Genomic DNA, 15627 nt, shown 5'->3' with positions numbered 1-15627 from the left:
GGAGCAGGCTCAGGCGCGGGTGCCGCGCACGAGGTACTGGGTGAGCACCTCGTGGTTCGGCGCGACGCCGTAGCGCTGGTCGAGCTCGAGGATGCTCGTGAGCGGGGTGGCGGTCACGTCGACGAAGCCGGCCTGCTCGACCACGCGGAGGGTGTCCTCGATGCTGGTCGCCTCTGCGAGGGGGAGGGCCTCGCGGACCTCGTCGCCGTACGACGTGCGGAACTGCTCGCTCGCGTCGACGTAGAGCCCCTTGGCGAACCAGGTGCTGTCGACGACCGCGAGGGTGCCGCCGGGGCGCAGCAGCGCGGCCCAGTTGGCCAGCGCCACGTGCGGCTCGCGCAGCGTCCACATCACGTAGCGGTTGACCACGGCGTCGAAGCTGGCGGCGGGGTACTCAGGGGCGACGGCGTCGCCGAGCTCGAAGCGCGGCGGGTTGTCCATCTTGGCGGCGTGCTCGCGGGCCCGCTCGATCATGCCGGTGGCCAGGTCGATGCCGGTGACGCGGTGGCCCAGGTCGGCCAGGATCCGCGCGACGTACCCGCTGCCGGTGCCGACGTCGAGGACGTCCAGGGCCTCGGTGCCGAGCGCCTCGGTCCACACCTCGCGCCAGGCGGCACGGTCGGCGTCGCGGCGGTCGGGGCGCTCCTGGTAGTCGTCGTACGGCCCGGACCGGCCGGTCCAGTACTCGTTCATGGCTGCCTGGACGTTGCTCATGCGTGACTTCCTTCGTGGGTCGGAACGGTGAGGAGACGGTGGCGGAGCGGACGGAAGGCCAGCTGGAAGCCGTCGGCGAGGTCGATGCGCTGCACCGCCACCTCATAGACCGGCTCCAGCAGGGCGGGGTCGAGCACCACGTCCGGGGTGCCGTCGGCGACGACGGTGCCGCGGTCGAGCAGCAGCACCCGGTCGCAGTAGGTGGCCGCGAGGTTGAGGTCGTGGAGCACCACGATCACGGTGCGGTGGCTGGTGAGCGCGAGCTGGCGGGCCAGGTCGAGCACCTCGTGCTGGTAGCGCACGTCGAGGTGGTTGGTCGGCTCGTCGAGCAGCAGGTGCGAGGCCTCCTGGGCGAGCGCGCGGGCGATCAGCACCCGCTGCCGCTCGCCGCCGGAGAGGCCGTCGAAGGGCTGGGTCGCGAGGTGCAGGGCGCCGACCTGCGCGAGGGCATCGGCCGCGATCCGGTCGTCCTCGCGACCGGCGCGGGAGAACCCGGAGCGGTGCGGGGTGCGCCCCAGCAGCACCATGTCGGAGACCAGCAGGGGCAGGTCTCCCGAGGACTCCTGCACCACCACCGCGACCCGGCGGGCGATCTCGCGGGCCGGCAGGGCGCCCAGCTCGTCGCCGTCGATGAGGACCGCGCCGGTCCGAGCGCGCAGCGAGGCGTAGAGGGTGCGCAGCAGCGTGGTCTTGCCGCTGCCGTTCGGGCCGACCAGCCCGAGCACCTGGCCGTGCGGCGCGGCCAGGTCGACGTCGTCGAGGACGACGCGGTCGCCGTAGGCGAAGCCGATGCCGTTGGCGGTGATCATCGCGCGAACGCCTCGGAGATCCGGTCCAGCCCGTCGATCACGAGCGGGGAGGCAGGCTCGCTGAAGTTGAGCAGCTGCACGACGATGTCGCCGTTGCGCACCGCGGTCAGCGCCTCGGCGCCGCGCATCGAGGTGATGACCTCCTCGACCGCCGCCGGGTCGCCGTCGGAGTGCAGCAGCACCAGGACGTCGGGGTCGCGCCCGAGCAGCTCCTCGCGGCTGATCTCGAAGACCCGCTCGTCCACGTCGGCGAAGACGTTGCGCAGCCCCGCCGCCTCGAGCTGGGGATGCGCCATGGAGCGGGTGCCGTAGGCGTAGGTGGTGCCGCCGCCGACGGTCGGGTAGAGGACGGCGGCGGTACGCGGCTGCCCGGTGCCGGTGCCGGTCGCGGCCTCGACCCGTGCGGTGGCGTCCGCCGCGGCGGCCTCGCCGCGCTCGGGGACGCCGAAGACGCGCCCGTAGGTCCGCAGCTGCTCGGCGATGTCGTCCAGGCTCGGGTCCGCCGCGGGCTCCGGGCACAGGGCGGGCTCCTCGAGCAGCGGGATGCCCGAGGCCGCGAGGGTCTCGCGGGTGAGGTTGTCGGAGGCGCCGAGGACCAGGTCGGGCCGCTGGGACAGCACGACCTCCTGGGAGATCTGCAGGTGGCCCGCGGAGTCGACCTCGTCGGTCAGCACCGGCACCGCCTCGATCGCCTCCCAGGTCTCGGCGTCGTAGTAGTCGCGGGGGTAGGTGCCCGCGCGTGCCACGACCCGGTCGAGCACGTCCAGCTCGTGCAGGTAGGTCGCGGCCCCGCTCTTGAGCATCACCACCCGCTGCGGAGGGGCGTCGAAGGTGACCTCCTCGCCGCAGTTGGTGATGGTCAGCGGGAAGCCGTCCACCTCGGCGCTCGCCCCGGACGCGGAGCCCTCGGTGTCGGCGCCGCACGCGGTCAGGGTGAGCGCCAGCAGGCCGGCAGAGGCCGCGGCCACGGCGCCGCGGCGGCGCGTCGTACGGATGTCCATGGGGGCTCCTCGGGCTCGGGGGTCGGTTCGTGCGGCGGCGGTGCGGGGTGTCAGCCGGCGGGGCGCAGGCGGCGGATCAGGTAGAGCAGGAACGGCGCGCCCACCAGGGCGGTGACGATGCCGACCGGGAGCTCGCGGGGCTGCAGGAGCATCCGGCACAGCAGGTCGGCCCAGAGCAGGAAGGTCGCGCCGAGCAGGGCGGCGGCCGGGACGGCCCACGCGTGCGCGGACCCGACCAGGCGCCGGGCGAGGTGGGGTACGACGAGGCCGACGAACCCGACGCTGCCGGCGGCGGCGACCACGGCGCCGATGCACAGCGAGACGAGCACCAGCAGCTGGGTGCGGAAGCGGGTGGGGGAGATGCCCAGGACGTGGGCGGTCTCGTCACCGATCGCCAGGGCGTCCAGGCGCCGCGCCCAGGCGCCGAGCACCAGGCAGGTGAGCACGACGACCACGAGCAGCACCGCGAGCGGGCCGCCCCACTGGGCGAGGGCGAGGGAGCCCAGCAGCCAGAACATCACCGAGCGGGCGCCCTCGGCCGAGCCGGAGGCGAAGATCAGGAAGCTGGTGACCGCGGAGAGCGCGTAGCCCACGGCGACGCCCGCGAGCAGCAGGCGTACGGAGGTGACCCGGCCGGCGGCTCGTGCGACCACGAAGACGAGCAGCGAGGCGCCGAGCGCGCCGAGGAAGGCGCTCGCGGCGAGGGCGTGCTCGCCGATGCCGAGACCGACGCCGAAGAGGATCGTCGCGGCCGCGCCGCTGGAGGCGCCGGAGTTGATGCCCAGCAGGTAGGGATCGGCCAGCATGTTGCGGACCATCGCCTGGAGGGCGACGCCGCAGACCGCGAGACCGGCGCCGACCGCGAGACCGAGCAGCACCCGCGGCAGGCGTACGTCCCACACGATCGCGTCGGAGACCGGGTCCAGGGCGGTCACGTCGCCGGCGCCGAGGTGGGCGGCGACGATGCGCAGGACGTCGACGGGGTGGATCCACACCGGCCCGACGGCAACGCCGAGCACGGCGCTGAGCAGGAGCACGAGGGACAGCGCGACGACGGCGAGGGTGTTGCGGCGACGGCGTCGCGCCCGGCCGAGCGGGTCGGCGAGGGTCACGTCGTCGAGTGTGACCGCCACATTGCCCCCCTTATTGCGAATCCGTTGCAAGAGCAACCATAGGGCTTCACAGCCGCCAGGGGGTGCGCGGTCCGCCTGTGGGACGCGAGCTGGGTGCGATCGGCACGCCACAGGGGCGGGTGCTCCCCGCCTCGGCGGCCGCCGACGTGGGTGCGGACGGCCGGTTCACCGCGCTCGACGCCGGGCTCCTGGGGCTCGGAGCGGCCGTCCTCCTCGGCGCGGTCGTGCGGACACGCCCGGCCCCGGCCGGCCTGAGGCCTCGACTCGACGCGCCAGAGGTCTCGACTCGACGGTCAGAGGTCTCGACTCAACCGTCGGAGGGCTCGACTCAACCGGCGACGTAGGCCGCGAGGTGCTGGCCGGTGAGGGTGGAGGCGTCGGCGACGAGGGCGGCGGGGGTGCCCTCGAAGACCACCCGGCCGCCGTCGTGGCCGGCGCCGGGGCCGAGGTCGACGATCCAGTCGGCGTGCGCCATCACCGCCTGGTGGTGCTCGATCACGATGACCGAGCGCCCGGAGTCGACGAGGCGGTCGAGCAGCGCGAGCAGCTGCTCGACGTCGGCGAGGTGGAGGCCGGTCGTCGGCTCGTCGAGGACGTAGACGTCGCCCTCGGTGCCCATGTGGATCGCCAGCTTGAGGCGCTGGCGCTCACCGCCGGACAGCGTGGTGAGCGGCTGGCCCAGGGTGAGGTAGCCGAGGCCGACGTCCTCCAGGCGCGCCAGGATGCGGTGCGCGGCCGGGATCCGGGCCTCGCCGGTGCCGAAGAACTCCTCGGCCTCGGTCACCGACATCGCGAGCACCTCGCTGATGTCGCGCCCGGCCAGGTGGTGCTCGAGCACCTCGGCCTGGAAGCGGCGGCCCTCGCACTCCTCGCACGGCGTCGCCACACCGGCCATCGTGGCCAGGTCGGTGTAGGTGACGCCCGCGCCGTTGCAGGTGGGGCAGGCGCCGGCGGAGTTGGGGCTGAACAGCGCCGGCTTCACGCCGTTCGCCTTCGCGAACGCCTTGCGGATCGGCTCGAGCAGGCCGGTGTACGTCGCGGGGTTGCTGCGCCGCGAGCCCTTGATGGCGCCCTGGTCGATCGTCACCACGCCCTCGCGCCCGGCGACCGAGCCGTGGACGAGCGAGCTCTTGCCCGACCCTGCGACCCCGGTGACGACGACCAACACGCCCAGCGGCAGGTCCACGTCGACGTCGCGCAGGTTGTGGGTGTCGGCACCGCGGACCTCCAGGACACCGGTCGGTTCGCGCACGGTGTCCTTGAGGGCGGCCCGGTCGTCGAGGTGGCGACCGGTCAGGGTGTCGCTGCGGCGCAGGTCGGCCACGCTGCCCTCGAACACCACCTCGCCGCCCCCGCTGCCGGCGAGCGGGCCGAGGTCGACGACGTGGTCGGCGATCGCGATGGTCTCCGGCTTGTGCTCGACCACGAGCACGGTGTTGCCCTTGTCGCGCAGCTGGAGCAGCAGGTCGTTCATCCGGGCGATGTCGTGCGGGTGCAGCCCGATCGTCGGCTCGTCGAAGACGTAGGTGACGTCGGTGAGCGAGGACCCGAGGTGCCGGATCATCTTGGTGCGCTGCGCCTCGCCGCCCGAGAGGGTGCCGGACGGCCGGTCCAGGGACAGGTAGCCCAGCCCGATCTCGGTGAAGGAGCGCAGCGTCGCCGACAGCGAGGCGAGCAGCGGGGCCACCGTGGGCTCCTCGAGGCCGTCGACCCACGTGGCGAGGTCGCTGATCTGCATGGCGCAGGCGTCGGCGATGCTGACCCCGTCGATGCAGGAGGACCGCGCCTGGGCGCTGAGCCGGGTGCCCCCGCAGTCGGGGCAGGTGGCGAACGTGACCGCCCGCTCCACGAAGGCACGCACGTGCGGCTGCATGGCGTCGACGTCCTTGGCGAGGAACGACTTTCGGATCTGCGGGATCAGCCCGGCGTAGGTGAGGTTGATGCCGTCGACCTTGATCTTGGTCGGCTCGCGGTGCAGCAGGTCCTCGAGCTCGCGCGGGGTGAAGTCGCGGATCGGCTTGTCGGGGTCGAAGTAGCCGCAGCCGCGGTAGATCCGGCCCTGCCAGCCCGCCATGCTGTAGCCCGGCACGGTCACCGCGCCCTGGTTGAGCGACAGGTCCTCGTCGTAGAGCGCGGCCAGGTCGAAGTCGGTGACCGTCCCGCGCCCCTCGCACGCCGGGCACATGCCGCCGAGCCGCTCGAAGGTGGCCTTCTCGGCCCGGGGCCTCCCGCCGCGCTCGACGGTGACGGCGCCGCTGCCGCGGGCGGTCGGGACGTTGAAGGAGTACGCCGTGGGCGGGCCGATGTGCGGCGTGGCCAGGCGGCTGAACAGGATGCGCAGCATCGCGTTGGCGTCGGTCACGGTGCCGACCGTGGAGCGCGGGTTGGACCCCATCCGCTCCTGGTCGACGATGATCGCGGTGGTCAGGCCCTCCAGGACGTCGACGTCGGGTCGGCCCAGCGTCGGCATGAAGCCCTGCACGAAGGCGCTGTAGGTCTCGTTGATCAGCCGCTGGGACTCCGCGGCGATGGTGCCGAAGACCAGCGAGCTCTTGCCGGACCCGGACACGCCGGTGAAGACGGTGAGGCGGCGCTTGGGCAGCTCGACGTCGACGTCGCGCAGGTTGTTGACCCGTGCCCCGTGCACCCGGATCAGGTCGTGGCGGTCGGCGGCGTGGGTCGCGCTCATGGGTCTCCTCGGGTCCGGGGGGCCGGCGTGGTGCCCGATTCAACCAGTCATCGGCGCTCGGCGTCGGCGAGCACGTGGTGGCGCCCGATCGGCAGCATCAGCGGCCGCCCGGAGACCGGGTCGGTGACCACGGTGCTGTCCAGCCCGAACACCGCCCGCACGGTGTCCTCGGTCAGCACCTCCTGCGGCGTCCCGGCCGCGTGCAGCCGGCCGCCGGCGAGGGCGATGAGCTGGTCGGCGTACCGGGCGGCGAGGTTGAGGTCGTGCAGCACCATCACGATCGTGGTGCCGCGCTCGCGGTTGAGGTCGGTGAGCAGGTCCAGGACCTCGATCTGGTGGCTGACGTCGAGGTACGTCGTGGGCTCGTCGAGCAGCAGCACGTCGGTCTCCTGGGCCAGCGCCATCGCGATCCAGACCCGCTGGCGCTGCCCGCCGGAGAGCTCGTCGACGGGCCGTTCGGCCAGCTCGACGGTCTGGGTGGCCTCGAGCGCTGCGGCCACGGCGGCGTCGTCGGCGTGGGTCCACCGGGGCAGGAACCCGTGGTGCGGGTTGCGGCCGCGACCGACCAGGTCGCTGACGGTGATCCCCTCGGGTGCGGTCGGGGCCTGGGGGAGCAGACCGAGGGTGCGGGCCAGCTCCTTGGCGGGCATCCGGTGCACCTGCTTGCCGTCCAGCAGCACCCGGCCCGCCCGCGGGGCCAGCAGCCGCGACATCGAGCGCAGCAGCGTGGACTTGCCGCAGGCGTTGGCGCCGACGATGGCGCTCACCCGCCCGGTCTCCACGACCAGGTCCAAGGACTCGATGACGGTCCGCTCGCGGTAGCCGAGGGCCAGCTCTTCGACGGTGAGGGTGTGGCGTGCGGTCACAGGGAGCCTCCGACGCGGTGGGTGCGGACGATGAGGTAGACGAGGTACGGCGCGCCGAGCACGCCGGTCACCACGCCCACCGGGTAGCGGTGGTCGAAGGCGAACTGCCCGCAGAAGTCGGCGAGCAGCACCAGCAGCGCGCCCACCAGCGCGGAGGGGACCAGCAGCGAGGCGCCGGGGCCGACCAGGCGGGCCGCGATCGGGCCGGCCAGGAAGGCCACGAACGCGATCGGCCCGGTGGCGGCGGTCGCGAAGGCGACCAGGCCGACGGCCGCGAGGATCACCACGATGCGGGTGGTCTCCACACGGACGCCGAGGGCGGAGGCGGCGTCGTCGCCGAGCTGGAGCATGTCCAGGTCGCCGGCCCGGCTCAGCAGCACCGGGCCGAGCACCGCGAGCGCGACCAGCGTGGGCACGACGTCGCCCCAGGCCGCGCCGTTGAGGCTTCCGGTCAGCCAGCGGGTGGCCTCCTGGAGGTCCCACTCGGGCGCCTGGCTGAGCACGTAGGCGGTGACGCTCTCCAGCATCGCGGCGATGCCGATGCCGATCAGGATCAGCCGGGTGCCGGCGACGCCGTCGCGGAAGGAGAGCAGGTAGATCAGCAGCGCAACCCCGAGGCCGACGACGATCGCGAACACCGAGACCGCGGCGCCGCTCAGCGAGAGCATGACGATCGCGAAGGCGGCGGCGGCGCTCGCGCCCGCGCTGATGCCGATGATGTCGGGGCTGGCCAGCGGGTTGCGCAGCATGGTCTGGAAGGCCACGCCGGCCAGGCCGAAGCAGAGGCCGGTCAGCAGTGCGAGCACGGTGCGCGGCAGCCGGAGCCGGCCGACGGTGAAGGACGCGCCGGGGACGTCCTGCCCGGCGATGACGCCCAGCACGTCGCCGGGACCGTAGAAGGTGCGCCCGACCATCAGGCTGAGCGCGACCATCGCGAGCACCAGCACGGCCAGCACGACGACCACGACGCGGCGCCGCGCGGTGCGCTGGCGCCGGGTGCGGGTGACCCGGTCGACGGTGGAGGGGCGCGCGGCCCCGCTGAGGAGGGTGTTCACAGGGCACGCACCTTCTGGCGGCGTACGACGTGGATGAAGACGGGGGCGCCCACCAGGGCGGTGATGATGCCGACGTCGATCTCGCTGGGGCGCGCGACGATCCGGCCGACCACGTCGGCGGCGGTCAGCAGCGCCGCGCCGACAACGGCGGAGAACGGCAGCAGCCAGCGGTGGTCGACGCCGACGAGCAGCCGGCACAGGTGCGGCACGACCAGCCCGACGAACCCGATCGGCCCGGCGACGGCGGTCGCGGCACCGCACAGCAGCACCGCGCCCAGCGCGGCGGCGCCGCGGGTGAGGGCGACCCGCTCGCCCAGCCCGGCGGCGACGTCGTCGCCGAGGGCCAGGGAGTTGAGGCCGCGGGAGGTGGCCACGCAGACCACCAGGCCGACGACCAGGAACGGCGTGACCAGCCCGATCGTGTCGAACGACGCCCCGCCGACGCCGCCGATCTGCCAGGAGCGCACGCCGCCGGCGATGTCGTTGCGGGGGAGCACCACCGCGGTGATCACCGAGGCGAACGCCGCGGAGGTGGCGGTGCCGGCGAGGGCCAGCTTGAGCGGCGTCGCGCCGCCGCGGCCCAGCGAGCCGATGACGTAGACGAACACCGCGGAGACGCCCGCGCCGACGATCCCGACCCAGATGTAGCTCGACGCGGCGGTGAGGCCGAACCAGGCGATGCCGGTGATCACGGCGAGCGAGGCGCCCATGTTCACCCCGAGGATGCCGGGATCGGCGAGCGGGTTGCGGGTGACGCCCTGCATCACGGCGCCAGCGACCGCGAGGGCGGCGCCGACGAGCACGGCGAGCAGCGTGCGCGGCACCCGCTTGGAGACCGCCGCCTCGCCCATCGTGTCCGTCGAGCCGCCCAGGGCGCCGAGGATCTCGGCCAGGCTGACCTCGCGCGAGCCGACCGCGACCGAGCAGGCCGCGAGCAGCACCAGGAGCACCACGCCGGCGGCCAGCCAGGCGGCGCGCACCCGCCTCGGACGTCGTACGACGCCCGAGGCGGGTGCCGGCGCGGGGGCCGGGGTCGTGCTCGTGCCGGAGGTGGTCACTGGGTGTCGGCGCTGGCCTCGGCGAGCATGGTGACGTAGTCGTCGAGCACGTAGGAGATCGACAGCGGCGTCGGGTTGGCGGCGGTGCCCAGCGGGTTGTTGGGCAGCAGCACGATCGCGCCGTTCTCGACGGCCGGCATCTTCGACAGCAGCGGGTCGCTCTCGAGGGCCTTGACGAGGGACTCGTCGCCGTAGGTGACGATCAGCTCGACGTCGTCGAGGGCGTCGACCTGCTCGGCGCTGCGGGTCAGGCTGAACTGGTCGGTCTTCGCCGACGCGGTGGCGATGCTCTTCGGCGTCGCCAGGCCGAGGTCCTCGAAGAAGCGCGCCCGGGTGTCGTGGGTGGTGTAGAAGCTGACCTCGCTGAGGTCGGTGGTGTCGACGTGGGTCAGGAACATCGCGCCCTTGCCGGCCAGGCCCTCGTGCTTGGCGACGGTGTCGGCGATCTCGCCCTCGAGGTCGTCGACGAGCTCCTCGCCCTCCTCGGCCAGGCCCATCGCCTGGCTGCTGAGCGTGATCATCTCGCGCCAGTCGGTGGACCAGGGGGCCTCGGGGTAGGCGACGACCGGGGCGATCTCGCTGAGGGTGTCGTAGTCCTCCTGGGTCAGCCCGGAGTACGCCGCGAGGATCACGTCGGGGGCGGTGTCCGCGACGGCCTCGAAGTCGATGCCGTCGGTCTCGTCGAAGAGCACCGGGGTCTCCGCGTCGAGCTCCTCGAGCCGGTCGGCCACCCAGGGAAGCACGCCGTCGCCGTCGTCGTCGCCGAAGTTGGCCGCGGCCATGCCGACCGGCACCACGCCGAGCGCCAGCGGAACCTCGTGGTTGGCCCAGTTCACCGTGGCGACCCGCTCGGGCGCCTCCGGGATCTCGGTGGTGCCGAGGGCGTGCTCGATGGTGATCGGGTACGACGCGTCGCTGCCCGTGGCCTTGTCGCTGCCGGTGTCGTCGTCGCTCTCGGCGGAGGAGCAGCCGGTGAGCAGGAGTGCGGTGACGCCGACGGTGCCGGCGAGAAGTCGGAGGGGACGCACGTGGGTGTCCTTCGGGGCTCGGGGATCACGGGGGGTGGATCGGGGGTGGTCGCGGGGGATGACGCAGCTGCGGGGAGAGGCGCGGGCGAGGCTCGTCCGGGCGGACCCGGGCCGCCCCGCGGCGACGCCTGCGATTGGTGAGGCTAACCTAAGTGCCTCACGTCTCAGGAAAGCGGTGCCATGTACGGACGAGTGGAGTCCACCGAGCAGATCACGCCCTCGATCGTGCGGGTCGTGCTCGGCGGGGAGGGTCTGGACGGCTTCGAGATGCCGGCCGCGACCGACGCCTACCTCAACCTCGCGATCGCGCCGTCCGGCGCGCCGTACGACGCGGTGTTCGACCCCAAGGCGGTGCGCGCCGAGCACGCCCGCGAGTGGTGGCCGGCCCGGCGCCGCTACACCGTGCGGGCCTGGGACGGCACCCGCCGGCTGCTCACCATCGACTTCGTGGTCCACGGCGACGAGGGCGTCGCCGGCCCCTGGGCCAGGCACGCCCGCCCCGGCGACGTCCTGGTCTTCGAGGGCCCCGGCAGCGGCTACACGCCCGACCCGGGCGCCGACTGGTACCTGTTCGCCGGGGACGAGTCCGCCCTCCCGGCGATCGCCGCCTCGCTGGGCGCCGTCCCGGCCGGGCGCACCGTCGTGGTGCGTCTGGTGTGCGACGACGCCGAGCACGAGCTGGCGCTGGAGACCCCGGGCCGCCTCGACCTGCGCTGGCTGCACCGCCGCGGCGCCGAGGAGCCCGCGCGGCTGCTGCTGGACGCGGTGGCCGCGCTGGAGCTGCCCGCGGGCCGCGCGGACGTCTTCGTGCACGGAGAGGCCGACGAGATCCGCGGCCTGCGCCGCCACCTGCTCGCCGAGCGCGGGATGGACCGCTCCGCGATGTCCTGCTCGCCGTACTGGCGCCGCACGATGACCGACGAGGCCTGGCGCGCGGTGAAGGCGGACTTCGTCGCCTCGATGGACGCCGACCTGGACGCCGCCACCGGCGCCGACAGCACCGCCGATCGTCCTTGAGCACCCGCACCGGCGCCCGGACCGCGCCCGACGTCGAGGGCCGACTCCCCGAGCCGCCCCCCGCCCCGGACCTGACCGCGGCGCCGCCGGCGACTGCGGGCGCGCTGCTGCGCCGCACGGTGCGCCGCCACGCCCGCTCCCTGGCCGGCGCCTCCGCGCTGGTCACCGTCTGGCAGGTCGCCGAGCTGATGGTCCCGGTGCTGATCGGCGTGGTCATCGACCGTGCGGTCGTCACCGGCGACGTGGCGCAGATGCTGCTGTGGGCGGGCGTCTTCGCGCTGCACTTCGTGGTGCTCAGCCTCTCCTACCGCTTCGGCGCGCGGATGGGCAACCGCGCCCTGCACACCGAGTCCCACGCGCTGCGCACCGAGGTCTCCGCCCACGTCCTGTCCGGACGCGGGGCCCGCTCCGACCGGCTGCCCGGCGACGTCGTGAGCATCGCGACCGCGGACGCCGAGATGGTCGCCTTCGTCGTACGTCAGCTGATGTTCACCGTCGCCGGCGCGGTGGGCCTCCTGGTGAGCGCCGTCGTGCTCGCGGCGATCGACCTGGTGCTCGCCGTCGTCGTGCTCGTGGGCGTGCCCTGCGTGCTGGTCGCCACCCAGCTGCTCTCCCCGCGGTTGGCCAAGCGCAGCGCGGTGCGCCAGGAGGCGCTCGGCGAGGCGGCCGGCATCGCCAGCGACCTGGTGCGCGGCATCCGGCCGCTCAAGGGCGTCGCCGGCGAGGACGCCGCCCAGGCCCGCTACCGGCGCCACAGCCAGCAGGCTGCCACCGCCAGCGTCGGCGCCGCCCGCTGGGAGGGCGTGATGCAGGGGATGACCGAGGGCCTGAGCGGGGTGTTCCTCGCCGTGGTGGCGCTCGTCGCGGGCGTCCGCGCCGTGAACGGCGACATCGGCGTCGGCGAGTTCGTCGCCGTGGTCGGCATCAGCCAGTTCCTCGGCGAGCCGCTGCGGATGCTGACCTTCCTGGTCGCCCAGCTGGCCCAGTCACGTGCCTCGGCCGCGCGGATCGTGGACTTCCTCGCCACGCCGCCGCTGGTGCTCGCCACCCGCGACGAGCAGGGCGAGGCACCCGCCAGCGGCGCCGTGCCGGTCGTCGCGACCCCCTCGCTCGCGCTGCGCGCGGTCTCCCACGGCCCGCTGCGCGACCTCACGCTCGTCGCCGAGCCGGGCGCCTGGGTCGCGGTGGTGGCCGAGGACCCGGCCGACGCGGCCGCACTGCTCGCGCTGCTGCGCGGCGAGGCGGTGCCCGACGAGGGAGTCGTGCTCGTCGGCGGCCGCCCGGTGGCCGACCTCGACGTCGCCGAGCTGCACGCCGAGCTGCTGGTCGTGGACCACCACGTCGAGCTCTTCGACGGGACCATGCGCAGCAACGTCGACCCCCACGGCGTCCTGGACGCCGACCGGCTCGCCCGGGTGCTGCGCGCCTCGGCCGCCGACGAGGTGGTGGCCCAGGGTCCCGCCGGGCTCGAGGAGCACGTCCGGGTCGGGGGCACGACGCTCTCCGGAGGCCAGCGCCAGCGCCTCGGCCTGGCTCGGGCGCTCGCCGTGGACCCCGGGATCCTGGTGCTGCACGACCCCACCACCGCCGTCGACGCGGTCACCGAGGCGCGCATCGCCGACGGCCTGCACGAGCTGCGCCACGGCGGCGGTGCCGCGCGCACCACCGTCGTGCTCACCAGCAGCCCCGCGCTCCTGGCGCGCGCCGACCTCGTGGTCCACCTGCGCGAGGGCAAGGTCCTCGGGAAGGGCCGCCACCACGACCTCGGCGCGGACGAGCGCTACCGCGCGGCGGTGCTGCGATGACCCGCCTGCCCGTCTCCAGCGCCCGCGAGGCCTACGCGCTGGCGCGCCGACTGCTCGCCCGGCGACGCTGGACCTTCGCGCTCAGCGCGAGCATGTTCGCGCTGGCCGGCGCCGCCGGCCTGGTCGCCCCCTGGCAGCTGGGACGCATCGCCGACCTGGTCGGGACCGGCGGCACCACCGGCCAGGTCCTCACCGCGGCCGCCTGGATCGGCGTCGCGGCGCTGGTCACCGCGGCGGCCACCGCCCTCTCGGTGGCCGCGCTCGCCCGGGCCGCGGAGCCGGCGCTGGCCGAGCTGCGCGAGGACGTGCTCGACCGAGCCCTGCACCTCGACACCGAGGAGCTCGAGGCCACCGGCAGCGGCGACCTGCTCGCCCGGGTGAGCGACGACGTCCGGGTGGTGGCCGCGTCGCTGACCGAGGCCGTGCCGCTCGTGGTCAACTCCGCGATGGCGATCCTGTTCACCCTCGGCGGCCTGCTCGCCCTCGACTGGCGCCTGGGCCTCGCCGGTCTCGCCGCGGCGCCGGCCTTCGTGGTCGCGCTGCGCTGGTACCTGCCCCGCTCCGGGCCCTACTACCGCCGCGAGCGCGAGGCGAACGGCGACCGGGCCGAGGCGCTCCTCGCCGGCGTCCACGGCAGCCGGCCGCTGCGCGCGCTCGGCGTCGCCCCCCAGCAGCAGGAGCGGATCGCGCAGGCCTCGTGGCGCTCGGCGCGGATCTCCATCGACGTCTTCGACCTGCTGATGCGCTTCGGCGGGCGGACCAACCGCGCCGAGGCGATCGGGCTGCTGCTGGTGCTCACCACCGGGTTCCTCGTGGTGCGCGCCGACGTGGCGACGGTCGGAGCGGTGACCACGGCGGCGCTGTACTTCCACCGGCTGTTCAACCCGATCGGCGCGGTGCTGTTCCTCTTCGACGAGGTGCAGTCGGCCGGCGCCTCGCTCACCCGCCTCGCCGGGGTGGCGCTCCTGCCGCCGCGCGCCCCCGGGGCCGCGCTCGCGCCCGCGGACGGCGGGGTCTCGCTCAGCGGCGTCGGGCACGTGTACGACGGCGGGCACGCCGCCCTGCGCGGCGTCGACCTGGAGATCGCGCCGGGCGAGCGGCTGGCGGTCGTCGGCAGCAGCGGGGCCGGCAAGAGCACCCTCGGCTCGGTCGTCGCCGGCCGCGTGGTGCCCAGCGCCGGGAGCGTGCGGGTCGGCGGCGTCGCCGTCGCGGACGCCGCGCTCCCCGGACGCCCCGTGGTGGCGACGGTGACCCAGGAGGTCCACGTCTTCGCCGGCAGCGTGCGCGACAACCTGCTGCTCGCCCGCCCCGACGCGACCCCCGAGGAGGTCGACGCGGTGCTGGTGGCCGTCGGCGCCTGGGGCTGGGTCGCGGCGCTGCCCGACGGCGCGGACAGCGAGGCGGGCGGCGGCGCCGTACCGCTCACGCCCGCGCAGGCCCAGCAGGTCGCCCTCGCCCGGGTGCTGCTCGCCGACCCGTGGGTGGTGGTCCTCGACGAGGCCACCGCCGAGGCGGGCTCCGCGGGCGCGCGGGCCCTCGAGTCGGCCGCCCGGGCCGTGACCGAGGGACGCACCACGATCACCATCGCGCACCGGCTCGTGCAGGCCCGCGACGCCGACCGGGTGCTCGTCCTCGAGGACGGCGTCGCGGTCGAGCTGGGCACCCACGAGGAGCTCGTGGCCGCCGGCGGGCGCTACGCCCGGCTCTGGTCGGCCTGGTCGGCGCGCTGACCGGCCGACCCGCTGGGCAGAGGACCGGTCAGGACCCGGCGGTGACCTTCTCGGCCAGTCGCACCGCGGCGTGCAGCACCAGCGGCGCCTCGTCGGGGTCGGCGGCCGCCTGCTCGGGGACCAGCCCGCCCAGGAGTGCCGCGGGGCGGGTCAGCCAGCCCCAGGCGGTCCAGGGGTCCATGCGCGCGGCGAGCAGCGGCTCGAGGACGGGCAGCAGCTCGGGGCGCACCTGGCCCTCGGCGTCGAGCTGGAACGCCGGCACCAGCACCCGCTCGGCCTCGGTGAGGATGAGCAGCCGGTGCTGGGAGGCGGCCTTGTGGATGCTGAAGCGGGCGGCGTCGACCGAGGAGCCGCGCTGCTCGGCCAGCGACTCGTAGGTGAACCACCGGCTGGCCAGCAGCTGGCCGCGCACCCGCGCGCGCTGGGCGAGCTGCAGCAGCGGCACCGGTACGGCGTGCTCGGGCTCGCTGCCCTCGCTGTGCAGCTGGCGGTCCAGGTCGGCGAGCTGCTCGGCGCTGAGCTGCGCGCCGGTGCGCGGGTCGGTCCACACCGCGCGGCCGTGGCAGTCGCGGGTCATCGTGGGCAGCCCGGCGCCGCGGAGCGCCTCGACCAGCCCGAGCTCCTCGAGCCAGGCGGCCAGCCGCTCACCGGTGTCGGCGGGTGCTGCTGCGTCGGGTGCGGGGGACGGCGCCGAAGTCATGGTTCAAGCCTGCCGCACCGCG

At 74.6% G+C, this 15627-nt stretch carries 13 protein-coding genes; 3 read left to right on the top strand and 10 right to left on the bottom strand.

Annotation, left to right across the window (positions count from 1 at the left end):
- Positions 1-9: 9 nt before the first annotated feature.
- The 9 genes from HOQ23_RS06875 to HOQ23_RS06835 form a co-directional block, all read right to left on the bottom strand.
- A complete protein-coding gene (locus HOQ23_RS06875; RefSeq protein WP_172213101.1) occupies positions 10-714 on the bottom strand; it encodes a class I SAM-dependent methyltransferase in 705 nt (234 codons plus the stop codon).
- A complete protein-coding gene (locus tag HOQ23_RS06870; protein WP_172213099.1) occupies positions 711-1523 on the bottom strand; it encodes an ABC transporter ATP-binding protein in 813 nt (270 codons plus the stop codon). Before HOQ23_RS06870 ends, HOQ23_RS06875 begins: the two co-directional genes overlap by 4 nt.
- Positions 1520-2524 carry an ABC transporter substrate-binding protein gene (locus HOQ23_RS06865; protein WP_172213097.1) on the bottom strand — a complete coding sequence of 335 codons (1005 nt, stop codon included), beginning with the start codon at positions 2522-2524 and terminating at the stop codon, positions 1520-1522. The genes HOQ23_RS06870 and HOQ23_RS06865 overlap by 4 nt, the downstream gene beginning before the upstream one ends.
- Positions 2525-2574: 50 nt before the next feature.
- Positions 2575-3657: an iron ABC transporter permease gene (locus tag HOQ23_RS06860; protein ID WP_172213095.1), complete on the bottom strand. Its 1083-nt coding sequence runs from the start codon at positions 3655-3657 to the stop codon at positions 2575-2577.
- A 328-nt stretch (positions 3658-3985) separates the two neighbouring features.
- Positions 3986-6346 carry an excinuclease ABC subunit UvrA gene (locus tag HOQ23_RS06855; protein ID WP_172213093.1) on the bottom strand — a complete coding sequence of 787 codons (2361 nt, stop codon included), beginning with the start codon at positions 6344-6346 and terminating at the stop codon, positions 3986-3988.
- Between the two features lie 47 nt (positions 6347-6393).
- Positions 6394-7212: an ABC transporter ATP-binding protein gene (locus HOQ23_RS06850; protein WP_172213091.1), complete on the bottom strand. Its 819-nt coding sequence runs from the start codon at positions 7210-7212 to the stop codon at positions 6394-6396.
- Positions 7209-8267 (bottom strand): FecCD family ABC transporter permease, encoded by a 1059-nt coding sequence (locus HOQ23_RS06845; RefSeq protein WP_367650409.1) that lies wholly within the window; start codon positions 8265-8267, stop codon positions 7209-7211. The genes HOQ23_RS06850 and HOQ23_RS06845 overlap by 4 nt, the downstream gene beginning before the upstream one ends.
- Positions 8264-9325 (bottom strand): iron ABC transporter permease, encoded by a 1062-nt coding sequence (locus HOQ23_RS06840; protein WP_172213089.1) that lies wholly within the window; start codon positions 9323-9325, stop codon positions 8264-8266. The genes HOQ23_RS06845 and HOQ23_RS06840 overlap by 4 nt, the downstream gene beginning before the upstream one ends.
- Positions 9322-10353, bottom strand: coding sequence for an iron-siderophore ABC transporter substrate-binding protein (locus HOQ23_RS06835; RefSeq protein ID WP_172213087.1), 1032 nt, complete (start codon positions 10351-10353; stop codon positions 9322-9324). Before HOQ23_RS06835 ends, HOQ23_RS06840 begins: the two co-directional genes overlap by 4 nt.
- A gap of 180 nt (positions 10354-10533) precedes the next feature.
- On the opposite strand from HOQ23_RS06835, the gene HOQ23_RS06830 reads away from it, so the two are divergent.
- Genes HOQ23_RS06830 through HOQ23_RS06820 form a run of 3 tightly spaced genes read left to right on the top strand, consistent with a single transcriptional unit; the run spans position 10534 to position 14905 of the window.
- Positions 10534-11370 carry a siderophore-interacting protein gene (locus HOQ23_RS06830; protein ID WP_172213085.1) on the top strand — a complete coding sequence of 279 codons (837 nt, stop codon included), beginning with the start codon at positions 10534-10536 and terminating at the stop codon, positions 11368-11370.
- The gene (locus HOQ23_RS06825) at positions 11367-13175 is read left to right on the top strand and encodes an ABC transporter ATP-binding protein (RefSeq protein WP_172213083.1); all 1809 of its coding nucleotides are present in this window, start codon (positions 11367-11369) and stop codon (positions 13173-13175) included. The genes HOQ23_RS06830 and HOQ23_RS06825 overlap by 4 nt, the downstream gene beginning before the upstream one ends.
- Positions 13172-14905, top strand: coding sequence for an ABC transporter ATP-binding protein (locus HOQ23_RS06820; RefSeq protein WP_172213081.1), 1734 nt, complete (start codon positions 13172-13174; stop codon positions 14903-14905). Before HOQ23_RS06825 ends, HOQ23_RS06820 begins: the two co-directional genes overlap by 4 nt.
- 28 nt (positions 14906-14933) lie before the next feature.
- Here the strand turns inward: HOQ23_RS06820 and HOQ23_RS06815 are convergent, their stop codons facing one another.
- Entirely contained in the window at positions 14934-15605 is a 672-nt protein-coding gene (locus tag HOQ23_RS06815) for a hypothetical protein (RefSeq protein WP_172213079.1), read from the bottom strand.
- Between the last annotated feature and the right edge of the window lie 22 nt (positions 15606-15627).

The organism is Nocardioides sp. zg-DK7169 (assembly GCF_013155365.1).
In the GTDB taxonomy this organism is placed as follows: domain Bacteria; phylum Actinomycetota; class Actinomycetes; order Propionibacteriales; family Nocardioidaceae; genus Nocardioides.
This window is presented reverse-complemented; position numbering and strand designations above follow the sequence as displayed.